A 19,356-nucleotide genomic window follows, 5' to 3' on the forward strand; every position below is an offset into this window, starting at 1 on the left:
ACCTGCCTCGGATATTCACGACCACTGGATCATGCGGTGAACTGCTCGCGCAGATCCCTCTTCTTGAACTTGCCGGTAGCCGTTCTGGGAATGGTGGACACGAACTCGAACCGCTCGGGTAGCTGCCACCGCGCAAACTCACCCGACAGGTGCTCACGGAGCTGCTCCGGGTCCGCGGTCTGGCCGTCCCGGAGCACGAGCACCGCCAACGGACGCTCACCCCACCGCGGATCGGGCACGGCGATCACCGCGGCCTCCGCCACCGACGGGTGTGCCATGAGGTGGTTTTCGAGATCGACCGAGGAGATCCACTCGCCACCGGACTTGACCAGGTCCTTGGAGCGGTCACAGATCCGGATGCAGCCGCGGTGGTCGATGCGGACGATGTCTCCGGTGCGGAACCAGCCGTCAGCCGTGAAACTGTCTGCGCCCGAACCATTGTGGTAGGAAGCCGCCACCCAGGGTCCCCGAACCTCCAGCTCACCCATGGCGACGTCATCCCACTCGATGAATCCGTCGTCCTCGTTCCGCGCTCGGATGTCGAAGAACGGCATCGCGACGCCCTGCCTGGCCCGGAACGCATACTGCTCGTCGGCCGCAGTTTCCCGCAGATCCACCGGGAGGCGGCTGACGGTACCGACCGGCGCGGTCTCGGTCATTCCCCACGCCTGGACGACGGTCAGACCGTGACGGTCATACCCCTCCAGCAGGCTGCGCGGCGCCGCCGCTCCACCGACGATCAACCGGTCGAGATGACGCAGATCCCAACGATGCGGTTCGAAGTCGAGTGCGTCGAGCATCGCCATCCACACCGTCGGCACCCCCGCAGTCATGGTGACCTTCTCGGCCTCGATCAGGTCGAGCACACTGACCGGGTCCAGCTTCGGTCCGGGTAGAACGAGCCGCGCGCCGAGCAGCGCCGCTGCGTACGGCAGACCCCACGCGTTGACGTGGAACATCGGCACCACCGGCAGCAGCGTGTCCTGCACCGAGACGCCCAGAGCGTCGGGCAGTGCCGCGGCCATCGAATGAAGCACCAGCGCCCGGTGCGAGTACACGACGCCCTTCGGTCGACCGGTGGTGCCGGACGTGTAACACATCGCGCCGGCTTGGCGTTCGTCGAGAACAGGCCACTGCATCGGTTCGGCCTCATCGATCAGGCTCTCGTAGTCGAGCATTCCTGCTGGTGCCGCACCGCCATGGGAGACGACGATGACATGGTCGAACTGGTGCGTGAACCGGAACCCGTCGAACACCTCGAGCAGGGACTCGTCGACCACGATCACCCGGTCCTGCGCATCCCCGACGATGAAGGCCAGCTCGTCGGAATGCAGGCGTGGGTTGAGTGTGTGGACTACCGCCCCCATCGCCGGGACCGCGAAGTACATCTCGAGGTGCTCCGCTTGATTCCACAACAGCGTCGCCACCCGGTCACCGTCCCCGATACCGAGACCGGCCAGCGCGGTGGCAAGCCGCCGCGCCCGCCGCGCACACGCCCCGAGAGTGGTCCGGGCAATGCTGCCGTCGGGGCGACGAGAAACGACGTCCTTTCCACTGTGGAAACGCTCGGCGCGCTCGACCACAGCGGTCAGCGACAACGGGTAGTCATCCATGGTCAAGCCATTGATCACGTAAAACTCCTAGATCGGGGATGGGCATTACTCGACGGCCGTAGATCCGGCACTGATCACGGCAGGGCCGGGTGTCCGGAGGAAACACCCGGACACGGGGCACGAGTCGGTTCCGTGCCCCGCTGTGCAACAAGCCGGTGTGCTAGGCGTGGTGGGTGAATCCGACCTGCCCCGGGCGACGGTTCGGCGCGTAGCCGAGCTTGGCGAGGGTCTCGTCGGCGTCCGCGTAGGTGGTGCCGATCTTGTAGATGTCGCGGGCGTCCTTGCCGGTGGCAACCTCCCGTCCGAGTTCACCGGCGATGCGCACCAACTGTTGGATCTGCTGAACCGAGGTCATCTTCTCGCCCTTGCGGCCCCAGATGGTGTCCTCGTTGCCGCAGCGGGTGTGCAGGCCCATCGCGATCGCCATCGTGTTGACGGGCAGCACGCTGCGCATGAGGGACTCCAGGGTCAGGGCCGCTCCGTCCGGGACGCGCTGGATGAAGTTCATGATGTTGTACGGGTTCGGGCCCTCCATGCCGCCACCGATGCCGGTCCAGGTCACGTTCAGCGGGCCGGTGTAGACCCCGCGACGGATGAGCCGCTCGACGCTCTCGAGGCCGGTGATGCCGGTCAGCGCGAACAGGGGCTGGATGCCGGCGGCCTGTAGGCGACGCAGGTGCTCCTCAACCCAGGCCGGTCCGGCCGGGATCGTCATCTCCCGGTACGTCTCCTGCAGTTCCGGACGCGCCAGGGATGTGCCCGCGATGTCGTCCGCGGTCAACAGCTCCGCGATGTTCATCTGGCTGGTGTTGATCGCGATCGTGACCTGGTCCGGCTTGGGGTCGAGCTCGGCGAGCATGTGCCGGGTGTCATCGGAGAGCCACTTCGCCTCGGCGCCTTCACCTTCCGGCGCGAACGAAATCGATCCGCCGACCTGCAAGACCATCTCGGGAACCGCTTCGCGGAGCCGTCCGAGGAGTTCGTTGAACTTCGAGAGCCGCTTTGAGCCCTTGCCGTCGAGTTCACGAACGTGGATGTGCAGTACGGACGCGCCGGCCTCGTAGCAGTCCACCGCCTGCTGGACGTGCTCATCCATCGTCAACGGCAGATCCTCGCGGAAGTCGTCCGGCTCCCACTCGGGACCGTACGGCGCCGCCGTGATGACCAGCTTCTCCTGATTTTCGGGGAAGAGTGCGTCGTCATGGAAATGCATGGTGGTGCTCCTGTCGGAAGTATTGGAAAGTGTTGCCGAGTAAGGGTGTTCGATGAAACCGAGAGTCCGCGGCGATCAGATGACAGCGCCGCCGTTAGGACTGATGACCTGACCGACGAGATAGTGCGTCTCGCCGGCGAGGTAGACGGCAAGAGAGGCGTACTCCTCGGGAGTGCCGAGCCGGCCCACGGGAATAATCTGGTACAGGTTGCGCTTCTGCTCTTCGGTGGCGTTGTCGAGGTACGCCTGGAACGGCGGCGTCAAGACTCCTCCGCAGGCGATGGCGTTGACGTAGATACCCGCGCCCGCGACATCGAGGGCGACGGTCTTGGTCAGGCTCACGACTGCAGCCTTGGCGGCCGAGTAGCCGGGGCTGTGCGTGCTCGCGGTAGAGGTGCCGGCTATCGAGGCGATATTGATGATGCGGCCGTAACCCTGAGGCTCCATCAACTTCAATGCCTCACGGGTGCAGTAGAACACGCCGTGGACGTTGACGTCCCACCACTTGAGCCAGTCCTCGTCGGTGAGGCTGCTGGTGATGCCCATGGACTGGCGCTCCATCGGGGTGGTCACGTAGGCGTAGTGCCGGGCGCGCCGGACCTCGTCGGCGGGCAGGTTCGGCACTCGCGCAGCGTTGTTGACCAGGATGTGGACGGTTCCGAACTGCTCGACGGCCCGGGCGAACATCTCGACCACCTGCGCCTTGGACGAGACGTCGCAGCGCAGCGCCAAGCACTTGCGCCCCAGCGCCTCGACCTCGGCGGAGACTTCCGCCAGCTTGTCCTCTTGAAGGTCACACAGGACGAGATCCGCGCCCTCTCGAGCCATGGCGAGCGCAATCGCCCTGCCCAGACCCTGCGCCGCTCCGGTGACCACGGCGACCTTGTCGAGTAGCTGCTGCATTTCTCTGATCTCCCTCGATGAATGGAATGACAGGGCCGTCACGACGCTCAGACGGCCGACGGAATCGGATGAGCGGGGATCTATCCCGGGGACACGAGCGTGTCCGTGCCGACGGACGATGCCTCGCCGGAGGCCTTCGACTCCACCAAGGCAAGCTGGCGTAGGCCGGCCGGGTAGAGCTTCATGCCGAGGCCCAGGACCACGATGGACACGACGGATGCAAGTGGGACCCACTGCAACGCACCGAGCAGACCCAGCCGATCGGACAGCAGTCCGACGACGAACGGCCCGAGGGCCAGCCCGAAGACGTTGTTCGCGAGTACGCCCACGCCGAGGGCCGAGGCTCGGATCGACGGGTGGGACAGGCTGGCGACGACCGCCGTCGTGGCACCGGAGAATCCGGAGCAGAAGAACGCCCCGACCCCGATCAACACCATCTGCACGGGCCCGTTCGCGAGCTGGAAGCCGACCATCAGGGACGCCATCGCGATGCCGGCGAACGCGATCGCTGCACTCCACCGGCGTTCGGGTCGCCGGCGACCGAACCGGTCGGCAGCGACGCCACAGAGCACCGTTCCGGCGCCGATCAACAGTACGAAGACCGATGCCGCCAACCCGGCATCCGTGGCCGCCATGTCGTGGTAGCGGTTGAAGTAGCTGGGAAGCCAGGCGAGCAGCACACCCGAGACGAAGAACTGGATTCCAGCACCGACGTATGCACAGGTCAACGAGGCGTTCGTGAGCAGGCTCGAAATCGGGGCACGTCCATACCCGGAGGCGGGGGCCCCTGAGATCGGCCGGTCGGCGGCATGACGCGCCAGCCGCTGCTCGTTGACGAGGACCCGGAACAGGATGATCAGACACAGACCGAAGGCCGCCATGACCAGGAAGGCCGCACGCCAACCGAGCCGATCCGCGAGCACGCCGCCGAGCGCGACACCGACGACCGAGCCGAAGAACGCCGCACCGAGGATGGCGCCGCTGAGCGAGGCATGCAGGCGCGGGGCAAAGACTCCCAGCATGACGGCCATGCCCACACTCGCGTAGGCGGCCTCACCGAACCCGAGCAGGAATCGTGCGCCGAGCAGCTGGGAGTAGTTTCCCGCCGCGGCGCACAGGATGGTCGCGACACTCCACAGCACTGCCATGAGGACCACACTGCGGACGCGACCCCAACGGTCGGCGAGCAGTGACATCGGCAGCGCCAACACCCCGACCATCAGGGCTACGACGCTGGTCAGGGCCGCAAGTTGCGAATCCGACAGATCCCACTCCGCCTTCAGCACGGGGAATACGGAACTGAGTACCTGCCGGGACATGTAGTCCGACATCATCAGACCGAAGATCAGGGTGAATACCACCCACGGGAAAACCTTCGAGTGGGCGCCGGTGCCGAGGACCTCTCGGGATGGCGTGGATTCCTGGGGCTCCAGTTCCATGCGTGCTCCTGTTCTTGAAGGGCGCGTTGAGGCGACGCGTCTCGGATGTGGCCGGTTCGGAAAGCTCGCTGCGAACCGGAACGAGGCTGTGGTTGCTCGACGTACGTGTCGGCACGAACGGCAGCGAATCGAAGGCTGTGCGTCAGGCCCTGCCGGGCGTTTTGCACGCTGGGGATCGCCCAGCGAAAGCGACCGCGCTGACCGATTCGACAACTGCGGTGACACAGGTCACGCTATACGGATTGGGGCGAGAACACTTGTCCCGTTGGGACGAATTCTTTGGCAGCTTGGGACAGGGGCTGGGGTAGTCGATGACAGTGGTGAAGGTGCGGAGTTCGGCGCTGACCGGGTACGTCGAGTTGACGCAGTCTCTCGGCGCGGACCCAGATCCGTTCATGCGTGCCGTGGGCATCGACCCGACGGCCTTGGCCACGCCGAATTCATGGCTCCCTGCGGAGCGCGTCGACGAATTGTTGGAGCGAACCGCTCTGGCAACGTCCTGTGTGGACTTCGCGGTCAAGATGGCGGACGGCAGGGGGGTGTCGATACTCGGAGCAGTGGGTTTGGCCGCCAGGGAAGAGCCGGACGTCCGTAGCGCGATCGCGCTCATACTGCGCCACATGCGGGTACACAACGAGGCGATTCAGATTCTGCTCGTCGAGTTGAACGGCCTTGTCTCACTGCGGATCGAGCCCGCACCCGGGATGACACTCGGGCGCCAGTCCATCGAACTGGTCATCGCCTCGTTGGCGCGGATACTCAGCGCGTTTCTCCCGGACGGCTGGCGACCACTGTCCACCTGCTTCGTCCACGAAGCACCGACCACGCTCGATGTCCATCACCGCGCCTTCGGGGCGGGCGTCGCATTCGAACAGGACTTCAACGGTTTCGTGCTCTACTCGAGCGATCTGGACTCCGTCAATCCGTTGTCGGACCCGATGTTCCAGCCCTACGCAAGGCAGTACCTGGACCTGCTCGCGCCGCCGGAAGATGCCTCCGCCGTCGGACGGGTACGCGAGATGATCGAGGCGCTTCTGCCGGGCGGAAGGTGCACTGCCGCCCGGATCGCGCGCAGTCTCGGGATGGACCGGCGAACCCTGCACAGACACCTGTCACAGGCGGGCGAAAACTACTCGTCCGTGGTCGATTCCGTGCGCTCAGATCTCGCGCGACGGTACATCACACGTGGCGACCGTAGCCTCACCGACATAGCGGGTGAACTAGGGTTCTCGGACTTGAGTGCCTTCTCGCGTTGGTTCCGTCGACAGTTCGGCACGAGTCCAACGAAATGGGCTGCACACCAGCACGAAACCAAGTCGGCCTGAGAGGCGGACTCTCAGCACCCCAGTCGCGGGTGCGGTCCGGAACGCCGTCGAGACGCCCCGGGACGCGCACCCCACCGAGATCGTGCTGCGACCCGTATCGCGGTGAGGGCGGCCGTCACCGTCAGGGGCGGCCGAGTGGCGTGATGGTGAGGATCGCGCAGGGATCGGTCATCTCGAAGGCGTCGACACACCCGGCCGGGAGCAGCACGGCCGCCTCCGTCACCGGATCGACGAGAACGACCAGCGCAGCGGGATCGGCGGCCCGGGGCGGCTCCCCGAACCGCATCGTCGCCGTGGCCGCACCACGCCGCACCATGACGTTCAACGCCCGAGTGGGCGCCTCCACCCGGCACCCCGGCGCCCACTCGCCCGGAAATGCGATCGTCTGCAGCGGCGCGACGACGTGGCGCACGACGCCGGTCGCGGCGTCCGGGGCGTCCGGGGCGGCCCCCGGCCCGAACGGCGCTCCGGTCAGTTCGATCGGGACCGCACCGATCGGCATGAACAGTCGGTCGAATCCGTCGATCACCGAGAAGGTCGACGACGTCGGTTCGTCGGCGATGCTCACCCGCCACAGATCGGTCTCGGCGACCACCTGCGTGGTGCCCTGACCGTTGCGCCAGCGCACCGACACCCGGTCGTCGCGAGTGGTGCGACGCGCCGGCGCCCCGAGCGAGTACGGTCCGTCGTTCACAGTTCCTCCGGTGACATCTCACGCCATTACTTGTCCAGTCTTGTATATACAACCCGGAGGCGCCGCGCGCGCCCGGGGGAGCGGCACCCGCGTCGGCCCGTACGAACGACTGGGGTGTGGTCCGGCGTCACCTGGACACCGGGCCACACCCCACCGACAGCGGAGCGGCGTTGGCCGTCTCGTCAGCTGACGATCATGTCCTCCTGCGCCCAGTACGCGCGGGTGCTGGTGATCTTGGCGTCGTCGTCGAACGTCATGACGTCGATGGGCTCCATGACGTAGGTGGTGTCGCCGACCTTCGAGACGGTGCGGAAGTGGAAGGCGGCGCTGTTGCCCGCGACGCGAACCGTCAGCAGTTCCGCGGTCTGGTCCATCGCCTCGATCGCCTTGAAGAAGGCACGGATCTCCTCGACGCCCCGCTTGGGCTCGGTGCCGACCGGATCCTCGACAGTGGCACCCTCGGCGAACAGGGCGGCGACGGCGTCGGCGCTCTTGCTCTCGAGTGCCTTCATGTACGAGGCGACGGTGTGCTTGATGTCTTCTGCGGTTGCCATGGTCGCTGAACCTTTGCTCGTGGAACGAATTTCAGGGTTTTCTCGGCGGCGAGCGTATCCCGGCTCACACACCCGACACATCGCTCGGTCCCGCCCACCGGACACTCCCGACATAGCGCCGAAGCCGCACGAGCCGCAACAATCCGGTGCTAGCGTCCCGCGCATGCCAATCCAGTACGGGGGTTTCTGGGGCCGGATACTCGTCGCTGCACTCGCGGTGGGTGTCGTGGTCGGAGGTGGTACCGCAGGCACAGCCGCGGCCCAATCGAGCGGCAGTGCGCTGCCGAACACCAGCATCGGCGGAGTGGGATCGACCGGCAGTGCGGCCGGACAGGGATTCATCGGACCCGGGTCGCTCACCGACGGCACCGGCTCGGACGGCACCGGGTCCAACGGCACGACGCCGATCACCGGCTCGTGGGGGACGGGGTCTCTCGCCCGGTCCGCGTTCGGTTCCTGGATACCGGGTTCGGTGGACTCGTCGGTGTCGCCACCGGATCTGGCGCCCCCGCAGCTCGATACGCTGCACCAGGAGATGCAGCCCTCGCCGATCGGCGATCCGTTCTTCGACGAGTACCCGCCCGGCCTGCCCGGCATGACGAACGGCCAGGTCATCGAGACCCGCGACGTCACGCCGGTCGCCCGTCTACTCCCACTCGGGCCGGTGCGCGAGGTCCGGCAGATCAAGGTGAAGTCCACCGACGCGCTGGGTGCGCCGTCGTTCGCTACCGCGACCCTCGTCATCCCCGCCGCGGACTGGACCGGTCCCGGCCCGCGTCCGATCCTGGTGAACAACGTGCCGATCAACGGCCTCGGGCGGGCCTGCACCCCCTCCCACACCCTCGCCAACGGGATCACACCATCGACCAACCCCTTCGACTTCCTCCGACCCGTCACGACGAAGGCCGAGGAACGCGGCTACGCGGTTCTCATCCCTGACCATGAGGGCCCGCAGATGGCGTACGCCGAACCGTACGTCGCCGGGCACGCCGTCCTCGACACCATCCGCGGCATGCGGAACGAGTACCCGGCGGAGTTCGGCAGCAGCAAACTCGCGATGATGGGCTACTCCGGCGGAGCGATCGCGACGCACGGCGCGGTCAAGCTGATCGATTCGTACGCACCCGAACTGGCCCCCGACATCGTCGGTGCCGCGTTCGGCGGCGTGCCCGCCGACTTCGAGATGCTCGGGCGCACCATGAACGGCAACCTCGCCAGTGGACTCTTCCTCGCGGCGGTGCTGGGGATCTCGCGGGAGCGGACCCAGATCCTGCCCCTGATCAACAGTCTGGGGCAGCGGCTGGGCATCTCCACCATCAAGGACATGTGCGTGAGCAACCTCGGCGTGATCGGCCTCCTGAACGCACCCGTCGAGGCACTCGCGAACATCAAGGATGCGCTGAATTCCCCTGTCGCGCACGACATCTACAACATCACGAAGATGGCGGGCATCAAGTCCGGTACCCCGCTGTACATCTACAACGGCGGGCAGGACTGGTGGATCCCCGCCCTCGGTGCCCGCAACCTGTACGACGAGCAGTGCGGACTGGGCGTCAATGCCGTGTACCGGCAGGTGCCCGGTGAGCACCTGCTCGGCGAGGCCATCGGCAACCCCGGAGCGTTCGACTGGGTCGACGCCCTCTTCCAGGGACAGCCCGCACCCGACGAGTGCTGAGCGCCATCCATCGCGTTTTGCGCACTTATCGCTGAATCCCGGAGGGTTCAGGAGCGATAAGTGCGCAAAACGCGGGTGGGCTAGAGAACGACGTTGACCATCTTGCCGGGCACGACGATCACCTTGCGGGGATCCTTGCCGTCCAGCAGCGCGACGATCTTCTCGTCCGCGAGGGCGATCTTCTCGATGTCCTCACGGGCCGCGTCGGCGGCGACGCTGATGCGGCTGCGGACCTTGCCGTTGACCTGGATCGGGTACTCGACGGTGTCCTCGACCAGCCACTTCTCGTCGGCGGTCGGGAACGGACCGTGCGCGAGCGACTCGGTGTGACCCAGACGCGACCACAGTTCCTCCGCGAGGTGCGGTGCGATCGGACCGAGCATGAGCGCCAGCGGCTCCACCACCGACCGCGGGGCGCCGCCCGGGTACTCCTTGGTGAGGTGGTTGGTGTACTCGATCAGCTTCGCGACAGCGGTGTTGTCGCGCAGCGCCGCGTAGTCCTCGGAGACACCGGCGATCGCCTTGTTCAGCGCCCGCAGTGTGTCCTCGGACGGCTCCGCGTCGGTGACCCGCAGGTCGCCGCTCTCCTCGTCGACGACGACGCGCCACGCGCGCTGCAGGAAGCGGTGCGCACCGATGACGTCCTTGGTCGCCCACGGACGGGACGTGTCCAGCGGACCCATCGCCATCTCGTACACGCGCAGCGTGTCGGCACCGTACTCGTCGCAGATCTCATCCGGCGCAACGGAATTCTTGAGGCTCTTGCCCATCTTTCCGTACTCGCGCTTGACCTCGGCGCCCTGGTAGAAGAACTTGCCGTCCTCCTCGGTCACCTCGGCGGCCGGCACGTAGACGCCGCGCTCGTCGGTGTACGCGTACGCCTGGATGTAGCCCTGGTTGTACAGGCGGCGGTACGGCTCGCTCGAACTGACGTAGCCCAGGTCGAACAGCACCTTGTGCCAGAACCGCGAGTACAGCAGGTGCAGCACCGCGTGCTCCACACCGCCGACATACAGGTCGACGCCACCGGGATCGTTGGGGCCGTGGATGTCCGGACGCGGACCGGTCCAGTAGGCCTCGTTCTCGGGCGCAACGAACTGCTCGCTGTTGGTGGGATCGATGTAGCGCAGCTGGTACCACGAGCTGCCGGCCCACTGCGGCATCACGTTGGTGTCGCGGCGGTAGTCCTTGAGGCCGTCGCCCAGATCCAGTTCGACGTCGACCCAGTCGGACGCCTTGGCGAGCGGGGGAGAGGGCTCGGAGCTGGCGTCGTTGGGATCGAACGACACCGGTGCGTAGTCCTCGACCTCCGGAAGTTCCACCGGCAGAGCCGATTCCGGCAGCGGATGCGCGACACCGTCGGCGTCGTACACGATCGGGAACGGCTCGCCCCAGTAACGCTGACGCGCGAAGAGCCAGTCGCGCAGCTTGTACTGGATGGTGCCCTTGCCGACGCCCTCCGCCTCGAGGCGCTCGATGACCGCCTTCTTCGCGTCCGCGACGCTCAGGCCGTTCAGGTACTCCGAGTTCACCAGCGGTCCGTCACCGGTGAACGCCGCCTCGGACAGATCGCCGCCGCCGATGACCTCGACGATGTCGAGACCGAACGCGGTCGCGAACTCCCAGTCGCGCTGGTCGTGGCCGGGCACGGCCATGATCGCGCCGGTGCCGTAGCCGGTGAGCACGTAGTCGGCGATGAACACCGGCAGCTTGTGCCCGTTCACCGGGTTGACGGCGTAGACGCCCAGGAAGACGCCGGTCTTCTCCTTGTTCTCCTGGCGCTCGAGGTCCGTCTTCGCGGCGATCGACTCGCGGTACGCCTTGACGGCCTCGGCCGGCGTGGCCGCGTCCCCGGTCCAGCGCGGGTCGACGCCCTCGGGCCACTCGGCCGCCACCAGCCGGTCCACCAGCTCGTGCTCGGGGGCCAGGGTCACGTACGTGGCACCGAACAGCGTGTCCGGACGCGTCGTGAACACCTCGATGTCGTGATGCTGTGCCGAACCCCCGTCGCTTCGCTCGGACCGCGCGGCGAACTTCACCTGTGCACCGTGCGAGCGCCCGATCCAGTTGCGCTGCATGGACTTGACCTTCTCGGGCCAGTCCAGGTACTCGAGGTCGTCGACCAGGCGGTCGGAGTACGCGGTGATCCGCATCATCCACTGCTGCAGGTGCTTACGGAACACCGGGAAGTTGCCGCGCTCGCTGCGGCCGTCCGCGGTGACCTCCTCGTTGGCCAGTACGGTGCCCAGACCGGGGCACCAGTTGACCATCGAATCCGAGTGGTAGACCAGGCGGTACGAGTCCAGCACCTTGCTGCGCTCGACGGCGTCCAGCGAGGCCCAGTCACGGCCGTCGTCGAGAGTGCGCTCACCCGAAGCGAACTCGGCCTCGAGTTCGGAGATGCGGCGGGCCTTGCCCTGCGCCGTGTCGTACCAGGCGTTGTAGATCTGCAGGAAGATCCACTGGGTCCAGTGGTAGAAGTCGACGTCCGTCGTCGCCACGGAGCGGCGCTCGTCGTGACCCAGGCCCAGTCGGCGCAGCTGACGCTGCATGTTCGCGATGTTGGCCTCGGTCGTGGTGCGCGGATGCGTGCCCGTCTGCACCGCGTACTGCTCGGCCGGCAGACCGAACGCGTCGTAACCGAGGGTGTGCAGGACGTTGTGGCCCTGCATCCGGTGGTAGCGCGCGAAGACGTCCGTCGCGATGTAGCCGAGCGGGTGGCCGACGTGCAGACCCGAGCCCGACGGGTACGGGAACATGTCCTGCACGAACAGCTTGTCCGCCGGCACGTCACCGGCCAGCGGGCCCACCGGGTTGGGGGCGTTGAACGTCCCGCGCTCGCTCCACAGGTCCTGCCAGCGCTGCTCGATCCGGCCGGCGAGCTCCGCGGTGTAGCGGTGCTGCGGCGTCGAGTCGTCGGGGGATGAGGCTTGCTGAACTGGCTCGGTCACTGTGGTCGCTATCTACTTGGATGACGGGAATTCCGTCAACCAGGGTAAAGCGTCCGCGGTCCCCCCGAACACCCAGCAACACCAGCCCGCGCGACCGGGTCGTATCGTGTAGGCGTGGTCATCGTCGCTGTCGTGCTTTTCGTCGCCGCTCTCGCCCTCGCCGGTCTGGGCGCCGCCGCACTGACCGGCCGCCTGACGCGCAACCGCTGGGCCGGTGTGCGCACCCCCCAGTCGCTGCGCGACGACGAGACGTTTGCCCTGGCCAACAAGGTCGCGGCCCCGAGCATGCTCGGCGGTGCCGGCGTGCTGGCCATCGGCGGGCTCGCCATCCTGATCCTGCCCACCGTCGCCGGCGTGATCGCGACGATCGTCGTGATCGCCGGGGCCCTGTTCACCGTCGCGGCCGGTGGCGCGCTCGGCTCCAAGGCCGCGGGCGCGGTGCCCGACACCAGTGGCTGCGGCACATCCTGCGGCGCCTGCAGCCTCAAGGGCGCGTGCGAACCCGCCTGATCCGCCGGGCCTGATTGAATCCGGTGTGTGACCACACCCATACCGGACCCCTTCCCGCCACCCGCGCCGGCGCGCGTGATCGATCCGGCCGGCGCCGTCTTCGGTATCGGCGTCCCCGTGCTGGCGGCCGCCGCGGGCATCGCGCTGACATACATGCTCGAACCCCGCCTGCCGGCGCAGATCGCCACGCACTGGTCCGGTGACGGTGGCACGCCCGACGGCTTCATGAGCCCCACGTCGAGTGCGTGGATGGTCGCCCTGATCCTGCTGCTCGTCGGGGGCGGCTGCTGCGCGATCGCGGCGCTCGCACAGGCCCAGTTGATGATGCGCCGGATGATGCTGCTGGTGGGACTCGTCGTCGTGGGCCTCATCCTCGCCGTCGAGGTCGCGATGATCGTCGGGCAGCTCGACGCGACGTCGGTGGTCGACACCCCGCTGCCCACCACCGCGATCGGAGTGGGGGCTGCCCTCGGCGCAGTGGTCGGGTTGCTCGGCGCGTCGCTGCTGCGGGACCACCGCGTCCGCACGGTCGCCACCGAGCCCCCCGCCGCCGTCCTGCCCCGCGGCGCCGTCGAGCTCCCGATCACCGACCAGGTCGGCATGAGCGCCGGTGGGCTCGCCGGGGTCGCGCTGGTGGTCGCCACGCCCGCGATCGGGGTGTCCTACCTGGCCGGGGCGTGGTGGCCCCTGGCCCTGTTCCTGCCCGCGGTGCTGCTGCTGGTCACGCTCCTGCAGTTCCGCGTCGTCGTCGACGCCGGCAGCATCCGTGTGCAGAACCTGGGGATGTCGGCGATCGAGTACGGCACCGACGAGGTCCTCGGCGCCGAGGTCGACGAGGTCCGGCCGTTCCAGGACTTCGGCGGCTGGGGTCTCAAGACGAAGGGCCGCGGCAACTACGGCGTCGTCACCCGGACCGGGCCGGCCGTCGTGGTGACCTTCGCGTGCGGGCACCGGCTCACCGTCACCACCCCGAAGGCGGAGGAGATCGCCGGCGCGCTCAACACGCTGGCCGATCGGCGATTCGCGCGATCCTGAGGATCACAGCGCCGACGCCCGGATCGCCTCCATCAGGGCCGCCTCCGGATCGCTGGGCGTGCTGGCCCGGCCCAGCAGCACGAACTCGACGTCTCCCGGGTCCGGGAGCCCGAACCGCTCGCCGACCGGTCGCAGCTCGGTCGGCAGCAGCGACTGCGCGTGCACGATGAAACCCAGCCCGGCCAGGACGGCCGCGCGCAGCCCCGTCCGGCTGTTGGCCAGGCACGTGATCCGGCTGGGCAGGCGGGCCGTCTCGAGCGCGCCGAGCGCGCACGCGCGGGTGATGCTGGGCGGGGGATAGGCCACCAGCGGCACCGGCGCCGACGGATCCCACTCCGACTCCGCCGTCCCACCCCACACCAGCCGATCCCGCCACACCAGATCGCCGTGCGTCTCGCCGGGCCGACGCATCACGAACGCGAGGTCGAGATCGCCGGACCGCAACTGCGCGTGCACCGTGCGGCTCAGCCCCACCGTGAGCTGCAGGTCCACCAGCGGATGGGTGCGCCGGAAGTCCCGCAGGATCTGCGGCAGTCCCTTCGCGACCAGGTCCTCCGCGGCCCCGAACCGCAGCCGTCCGGTGAGTGTCGATCCCTCGAAGTACCGGCCGGCCCGGTCGTGGGCGTCGAGGATCGAGCGGGCGAACCCCACCATCGCGGTGCCGTCCGCCGTGAGTTCGACGGTGTGGGTGTCGCGGCTCAGCAGGGCGCGACCCGCGGCCCGCTCGAGCCGGGCGATGTGGCCGCTGACGGTGGACTGACGCAGACCCAGGTGCCGGGCGGCCGCGGTGAACCCGCCGGTCTGCTCGACGGCGAGGAATGTCCTGAGGAGAACCGGATCGAACATGCGTCCTGCTTATCACAAATCACGATCGCAGTTAACGGGTTGAACGCCTTTCATGATCGAATTCGCTCCGTATACCGTTGACCGGTGAAGTTTCTGAGCAGGTTCTACATCGATGGATTCATCCTGGCCATCGTCACGGTGGCAATCCTCGGCAGCCTGTTCCCGGTATCCGGCAGCGGTCAGACGGTCCTCGACTGGGCCACCAAGATCGCGATCGGCCTCCTGTTCCTCCTGTACGGCGCCCGCCTGTCACCGACCGAGGCGCTGCAGGGTCTCAAGCACTGGCGGCTGCACTCGGTGGTGTTCGCGTCGACGTTCGTGCTGTTCCCGCTGATCGGCCTGGCGCTGCGGATCCTCGTGCCGACGATCATCACCGACGAGATGTACACCGGCATCCTGTATCTGTGCCTGGTGCCGTCGACGGTGCAGTCGTCGATCGCGTTCACCTCGATCGCGCGCGGCAACGTCGCGGGCGCGATCGTGAGCGCGTCGTTCTCGAACCTGCTCGGCGTGTTCGTCACGCCGCTGCTGGTGATCCTGCTGATGAACACCACCGGCGAGGCGACCGTCGACTTCTCGTCGGTGATCGACATCGTGCTGCAGCTGCTGCTGCCGTTCATGATCGGCCAGCTCATCCGCCCGCTCGTCATCGACTGGCTCACCAAGTACGCCGCCCCCACCAAGCTGGTGGACCGCGGGTCGATCCTGCTGGTCGTGTTCTCGGCGTTCAGCGCGTCCATGAACGAGCACATCTGGAGCACCGTCACGGTCGCGGAGGTGGCCGTTGTGGTCGCGGTGTGCTGCGGACTGCTGGCCGCGGTCCTCGGTATCACGGCGCTCGCGGGCAAGAAGCTCGGCTTCTCGCTGCCGGACCGGATCGTCATCATCTTCTGCGGCTCCAAGAAGAGCCTCGCGACCGGACTCCCGATGGCGTCGGTGCTGTTCGCCGGCCAGCCCGTCGGGCTGATCGTGCTCCCGCTGATGATCTTCCATCAGATCCAGCTCATCGTCTGCGCCGCACTGGCGCAGCGGTACGCCAAACGCACCGACCCGGAATCCGTCACGACCTGACCGGAATCCGGTTCACCCACACGTTCGGCCCGGTTCCGGTTCAATGGAGACGGAGCGAGTTCCAGTACAGGCGTTTCCCGAGCAGCTGTGTTTTCGGAGGCGAACGTGTCGAAGAACCATCACCACCGCGAATCCCGCGACTTGATCGCGCCCGCCTACACCGGCCGCTTGGCGACCGACCCCGTCCCGGCGCTGCGCCTGCCGCACGACTCGATGGATCCACGTGCCGCATACCGCTTCATCCACGACGAGCTGATGCTCGACGGCAGTTCGCGCCTCAATCTCGCGACGTTCGTGACGACGTGGATGGATCCCGAGGCGGGGACGCTGATGGCGGAGACGTTCGACAAGAACCTCATCGACAAGGACGAGTACCCGGCCACCTCGGCGATCGAGCAGCGCTGCGTCAACATGGTGGCCGCACTGTTCAACGCGCCGGACCTGTCCGACACCGACCCGACATCCGCGACCGGCGTCTCCACCCTGGGCTCGAGCGAGGCGGTGATGCTCGCCGGGCTCGCGATGAAGTGGCGTTGGCGGCAGGCCCGCAAACTTGGCGGGCTGGACGCGTCCACACCGAAACTGGTGATGGGCAGCAATGTTCAGGTGGTGTGGGAGAAGTTCTGCCGGTACTTCGACGTGGAACCGGTGTACCTGCCGATGGAGCCGGGGCGGTACGTGATCACGCCCGAACAGGTGACCGCGGCGGTGGACGAGAACACGATCGGCGTCGTCGCGATCTTCGGCACCACGTATACCGGCGAACTCGAGCCCGTCGAGGAGATCGCGCTGGCCCTGGACGCCCTGGCCGCGGACGGCGGGCCCGACATCCCGGTGCACGTGGACGCGGCCAGCGGCGGCTTCGTGGTCCCGTTCCTGAACCCGGAACTGGTGTGGGACTTCCGGATTCCCCGGGTGGTGTCGATCAACGTCAGCGGTCACAAGTACGGATTGACGTATCCCGGCCTCGGATTCGTGATCTGGCGCGACGCCGCACATCTACCCGAGGAGCTGGTGTTCCGCGTGAACTACCTCGGCGGCGACATGCCGACGTTCACGCTCAACTTCTCCCGCCCCGGCAACCAGGTCGTGGGCCAGTACTACAACTTCCTGCGCCTGGGCCACGGCGGCTACCACAACATCATGAAGTCGCTGCGCAGCACCGCAATGTGGTTGTCCGGCAAGCTCGCCGAGGAGGGTGACTTCCGGGTGGTCAGCGACGGCTCGGCCATCCCGGTGCTGACGTTCGAACTGTCCGACGAGCCGAAGTTCACCGTCTTCGACGTCTCGCACGAACTGCGCGCCCGCGGCTGGCAGGTGCCGGCGTACACGATGCCCGCCGATGCCGAGGGCGTCGCGGTACTGCGCGTGGTGGTCCGTGAAGGCTTCAGCGCCGACCTGGCGCGTCTGCTGTTCGACGACATCGTCGAGGTGTGCAAGCACCTGCACCGCGAAGGCGTCGCGATCCACTCCGAGGCTCGGCACTTCGCGCACTGATCGCCGGCAGCCCGGGGACGGTTCGGCCGATCGGGGGCGCGGGTAGCCGAGTGCCGTACCGAGCGAAGGAGAAGAGTCGAATGTCCACACTGCCCGATCCGCCCGAACCCGTACTGGAGACCGCCGCAAAGGAACTGGCGGACGCGACCTCACCGCATCCCCGCATCTACGAGGTTCCACCCGAGCAGGGACGCAAGATCCTCGCCGACCTGCAGAGCGGCGACGGGGTGGACCGGCCGGAAGTCGAGGACGAGTGGGTGGACGTCCACGCCGGACCGCACGGCCGCGTGCGGACCCGGATCCTCCGCCCGGCCGGCGCGTCCGGCGATCTGCCCGTCGTGATCTACATCCACGGCGCCGGCTGGGTCTTCGGCGACGAGAACACGCACGACCGACTGGTTCGGGAACTGGCCGTCGGTGCGGGCGCCGCGGTGGTGTTCCCGGTCTACGACCGGGCGCCGGAAGCGAAGTACCCCGTCCAGATCGAACAGAACTACGCCGTGGCCTGCTGGGTCGCGCAGCAGGGCCGCGAGCATCGCCTGGACACCTCCCGGATGGCCGTGTGCGGTGACTCCGTCGGCGGCAACATGGCGACCGTGCTGGCGTTGATGGCGGCCGACCGCGGCGACGTGGCGCTGTCCGCGCAGGTCCTGCTGTACCCGGTGACCGACGCGAACTTCGAGACCGCGTCGTACCTGCAGTTCGCGGACGGCTACTACCTCACGCGAGACGGCATGAAGTGGTTCTGGGACCAGTACCTCCCCGACCCGGCGCAGCGCGGTGACATCTACGCCTCACCGCTGCAGGGAAGCCCACAGCGGCTCGCCGAGATGCCGACCACGCTGGTGATCACCGACGAGGCCGACGTCCTGCGCGACGAGGGCGAGGCCTACGCCGCGAAGCTGCGCGCGGCGGGCGTGGACGTCACTGCGGTCCGCGTCGCCGGCATGGTCCACGACTTCCTCATGCTCGACAGCCTCCGCGACTGCAGGGCCACCGTCGTCGCCCGCGAACTGGCGATCGCGGCGCTGCGAAAGGCGCTGTCCGGGTAGTCCGTTTCGCTGCGCGGGCTCCCCGGGGCGAGCGTGTCGTCAGTTCAGCTCGATGTCGATGGGGTGCGTCGCGAGGAGCGCGAGGGGGAGTGGCTGCCGACGCAGCACCTGACCCCAGACGTCGGCGCGGGGCGGACTGATCACATCGGACGCCAACGCCGACAACACGATCCAGTCGTCGTGTTCGATCTCGGCGTCGAGCTGCCCGAGCGTCCAGCCGGCGTAACCGGCGAAGATCCGCAGGCCCTCGATCACCGGAGCGATGGGCTCGGGGTCGGCATCGAGGTCGACCATCACGACCCGGCCATCGATCCGGCGCAGTCCCGGGATGCCGGTGATGTCGGCGCCCGTCCGCAGCGTCGCCAGGCACAGCGCGGCGTCACGAGTGACGGGCCCGCCGATGTACAGCGCCTGCGGTTTGGCGGCGAGAGCGGTCCACTGCGGCAGCACCTCCTGCACGGAGGTGTCGCTGGGCCGGTTGAGGACGACGCCGAGACTGCCGGCGTCGTTGTGTTCGATCACGTAGACGACGGTCCGCCGGAACGTCGGCTCGGCGAGGTCCGTCGACGACACCAGCAGGCTGCCCGGCCGCACCGCCGGCTGTGCCGGGGCCGTGCGGTCCTCAGGTTCCTCCGAGTGCGCCACCGGGTCATCATCTCATCGACGGGCCCCGGACGGGAGATTCGAACGCGAACGAATTACGCCGCGTCGGGATCGGGCTGCGCGACCGTCCCCGGCGCGGGCACCGAGCAGGACGCACCGCGCGGCACACCAAGCTTCTGCAGCAGCAGGCTCATCGGGCACCAGCCGACGATCCCGTAGAGCACCAGATTCGCGGACGCGAACGCCGTCAGACCCCGCCACTTGGGCGAGTGCGTGCGGCCGAGCAGCAGGCTCGTGCCCACCACGGATCCACCCAGCAGCGGGACGATGCGTTCGACGGTCCAACCGGAATGCTTCGGCAGTGCCATGTTCGTG

17 protein-coding genes and 1 pseudogene are annotated in these 19,356 nt (G+C 67.6%); 8 read left to right on the forward strand and 10 right to left on the reverse strand.

The window, feature by feature from the left end:
* Nucleotides 1-29: 29 nt before the first annotated feature.
* The 4 genes from HUN07_RS26310 to HUN07_RS26325 form a co-directional block, all read right to left on the reverse strand.
* Nucleotides 30-1,631, reverse strand: coding sequence for a long-chain fatty acid--CoA ligase (locus tag HUN07_RS26310; RefSeq protein ID WP_254622691.1), 1,602 nt, complete (start codon nucleotides 1,629-1,631; stop codon nucleotides 30-32).
* Between the two features lie 142 nt (nucleotides 1,632-1,773).
* On the reverse strand, nucleotides 1,774-2,826 hold the full coding sequence (locus HUN07_RS26315) for a 3-keto-5-aminohexanoate cleavage protein (RefSeq protein WP_174914199.1): 1,053 nt from the start codon (nucleotides 2,824-2,826) through the stop codon (nucleotides 1,774-1,776).
* A 75-nt stretch (nucleotides 2,827-2,901) separates the two neighbouring features.
* Nucleotides 2,902-3,729, reverse strand: coding sequence for an SDR family NAD(P)-dependent oxidoreductase (locus HUN07_RS26320; protein ID WP_174914201.1), 828 nt, complete (start codon nucleotides 3,727-3,729; stop codon nucleotides 2,902-2,904).
* An 80-nt stretch (nucleotides 3,730-3,809) separates the two neighbouring features.
* The gene (locus HUN07_RS26325; RefSeq protein WP_174914203.1) at nucleotides 3,810-5,168 is read right to left on the reverse strand and encodes an MFS transporter; all 1,359 of its coding nucleotides are present in this window, start codon (nucleotides 5,166-5,168) and stop codon (nucleotides 3,810-3,812) included.
* A 311-nt stretch (nucleotides 5,169-5,479) separates the two neighbouring features.
* Between HUN07_RS26325 and HUN07_RS26330 the strand changes: the two genes are divergently transcribed.
* Nucleotides 5,480-6,493 (forward strand): AraC family transcriptional regulator, encoded by a 1,014-nt coding sequence (locus HUN07_RS26330; RefSeq protein WP_174914205.1) that lies wholly within the window; start codon nucleotides 5,480-5,482, stop codon nucleotides 6,491-6,493.
* Nucleotides 6,494-6,515: 22 nt separating this feature from the next.
* Nucleotides 6,516-6,599: pseudogene (locus HUN07_RS27230) on the forward strand (short chain dehydrogenase); the annotation flags it as partial.
* A gap of 15 nt (nucleotides 6,600-6,614) precedes the next feature.
* On the opposite strand, the gene HUN07_RS26335 reads toward HUN07_RS27230, so the two are convergent.
* Nucleotides 6,615-7,187 carry a HutD family protein gene (locus tag HUN07_RS26335; RefSeq protein ID WP_254622693.1) on the reverse strand — a complete coding sequence of 191 codons (573 nt, stop codon included), beginning with the start codon at nucleotides 7,185-7,187 and terminating at the stop codon, nucleotides 6,615-6,617.
* A 182-nt stretch (nucleotides 7,188-7,369) separates the two neighbouring features.
* Complete coding sequence (locus tag HUN07_RS26340; protein ID WP_174914207.1) at nucleotides 7,370-7,741, reverse strand: nuclear transport factor 2 family protein; 372 nt, start codon at nucleotides 7,739-7,741, stop codon at nucleotides 7,370-7,372.
* 163 nt (nucleotides 7,742-7,904) lie between these two features.
* On the opposite strand from HUN07_RS26340, the gene HUN07_RS26345 reads away from it, so the two are divergent.
* Nucleotides 7,905-9,416, forward strand: a complete 1,512-nt coding sequence (locus HUN07_RS26345; protein ID WP_254622694.1) for a lipase family protein — start codon at nucleotides 7,905-7,907, stop codon at nucleotides 9,414-9,416.
* 80 nt (nucleotides 9,417-9,496) lie between these two features.
* On the opposite strand, the gene leuS is transcribed toward HUN07_RS26345, so the two are convergent.
* Entirely contained in the window at nucleotides 9,497-12,367 is a 2,871-nt protein-coding gene (leuS, locus tag HUN07_RS26350; protein WP_174914209.1) for a leucine--tRNA ligase, read from the reverse strand.
* Nucleotides 12,368-12,481: 114 nt separating this feature from the next.
* Here leuS and HUN07_RS26355 point away from each other — a divergent pair, with 114 nt between their 5' ends.
* Both HUN07_RS26355 and HUN07_RS26360 read left to right on the forward strand, forming a co-directional pair.
* Nucleotides 12,482-12,877 (forward strand): SdpI family protein, encoded by a 396-nt coding sequence (locus tag HUN07_RS26355; protein ID WP_114720192.1) that lies wholly within the window; start codon nucleotides 12,482-12,484, stop codon nucleotides 12,875-12,877.
* 27 nt (nucleotides 12,878-12,904) lie between these two features.
* Entirely contained in the window at nucleotides 12,905-13,912 is a 1,008-nt protein-coding gene (locus HUN07_RS26360) for a DUF1648 domain-containing protein (RefSeq protein ID WP_254622695.1), read from the forward strand.
* A gap of 3 nt (nucleotides 13,913-13,915) precedes the next feature.
* Here HUN07_RS26360 and HUN07_RS26365 read toward each other — a convergent pair whose 3' ends face one another.
* Complete coding sequence (locus HUN07_RS26365) at nucleotides 13,916-14,758, reverse strand: LysR substrate-binding domain-containing protein (protein ID WP_174914211.1); 843 nt, start codon at nucleotides 14,756-14,758, stop codon at nucleotides 13,916-13,918.
* 84 nt (nucleotides 14,759-14,842) lie between these two features.
* On the opposite strand from HUN07_RS26365, the gene HUN07_RS26370 reads away from it, so the two are divergent.
* The 3 genes from HUN07_RS26370 (at nucleotide 14,843) to HUN07_RS26380 (ending at nucleotide 18,378) form a co-directional block, all read left to right on the forward strand.
* Complete coding sequence (locus tag HUN07_RS26370; RefSeq protein WP_174914213.1) at nucleotides 14,843-15,829, forward strand: bile acid:sodium symporter family protein; 987 nt, start codon at nucleotides 14,843-14,845, stop codon at nucleotides 15,827-15,829.
* Nucleotides 15,830-15,934: 105 nt separating this feature from the next.
* Nucleotides 15,935-17,326 (forward strand): glutamate decarboxylase, encoded by a 1,392-nt coding sequence (locus tag HUN07_RS26375; RefSeq protein WP_174914215.1) that lies wholly within the window; start codon nucleotides 15,935-15,937, stop codon nucleotides 17,324-17,326.
* Nucleotides 17,327-17,406: 80 nt separating this feature from the next.
* A complete protein-coding gene (locus HUN07_RS26380; RefSeq protein ID WP_174914217.1) occupies nucleotides 17,407-18,378 on the forward strand; it encodes an alpha/beta hydrolase in 972 nt (323 codons plus the stop codon).
* A gap of 39 nt (nucleotides 18,379-18,417) precedes the next feature.
* On the opposite strand, the gene HUN07_RS26385 is transcribed toward HUN07_RS26380, so the two are convergent.
* Nucleotides 18,418-19,023 carry a YqgE/AlgH family protein gene (locus tag HUN07_RS26385; RefSeq protein WP_114720198.1) on the reverse strand — a complete coding sequence of 202 codons (606 nt, stop codon included), beginning with the start codon at nucleotides 19,021-19,023 and terminating at the stop codon, nucleotides 18,418-18,420.
* Between the two features lie 53 nt (nucleotides 19,024-19,076).
* Nucleotides 19,077-19,349, reverse strand: a complete 273-nt coding sequence (locus HUN07_RS26390) for a YgaP family membrane protein (RefSeq protein ID WP_114720200.1) — start codon at nucleotides 19,347-19,349, stop codon at nucleotides 19,077-19,079.
* Between the last annotated feature and the right edge of the window lie 7 nt (nucleotides 19,350-19,356).

It is taken from the genome of Rhodococcus sp. W8901, from assembly GCF_013348805.1.
GTDB lineage: Bacteria > Actinomycetota > Actinomycetes > Mycobacteriales > Mycobacteriaceae > Prescottella.

Excerpts from the sequence above, each read along its gene's own strand:
- HUN07_RS26315 (WP_174914199.1), bottom strand. The coding sequence starts at position 2,826 with ATGCATTTCCATGACGACGCACTCTTCCCCGAAAATCAGGAGAAGCTG.
- HUN07_RS26320 (WP_174914201.1), bottom strand. The coding sequence starts at position 3,729 with ATGCAGCAGCTACTCGACAAGGTCGCCGTGGTCACCGGAGCGGCGCAG.
- HUN07_RS26325 (WP_174914203.1), bottom strand. The coding sequence starts at position 5,168 with ATGGAACTGGAGCCCCAGGAATCCACGCCATCCCGAGAGGTCCTCGGC.
- HUN07_RS26330 (WP_174914205.1), top strand. The coding sequence starts at position 5,480 with ATGACAGTGGTGAAGGTGCGGAGTTCGGCGCTGACCGGGTACGTCGAG.
- HUN07_RS26340 (WP_174914207.1), bottom strand. The coding sequence starts at position 7,741 with ATGGCAACCGCAGAAGACATCAAGCACACCGTCGCCTCGTACATGAAG.
- HUN07_RS26345 (WP_254622694.1), top strand. The coding sequence starts at position 7,905 with ATGCCAATCCAGTACGGGGGTTTCTGGGGCCGGATACTCGTCGCTGCA.
- HUN07_RS26365 (WP_174914211.1), bottom strand. The coding sequence starts at position 14,758 with ATGTTCGATCCGGTTCTCCTCAGGACATTCCTCGCCGTCGAGCAGACC.
- HUN07_RS26380 (WP_174914217.1), top strand. The coding sequence starts at position 17,407 with ATGTCCACACTGCCCGATCCGCCCGAACCCGTACTGGAGACCGCCGCA.
- HUN07_RS26390 (WP_114720200.1), bottom strand. The coding sequence starts at position 19,349 with ATGGCACTGCCGAAGCATTCCGGTTGGACCGTCGAACGCATCGTCCCG.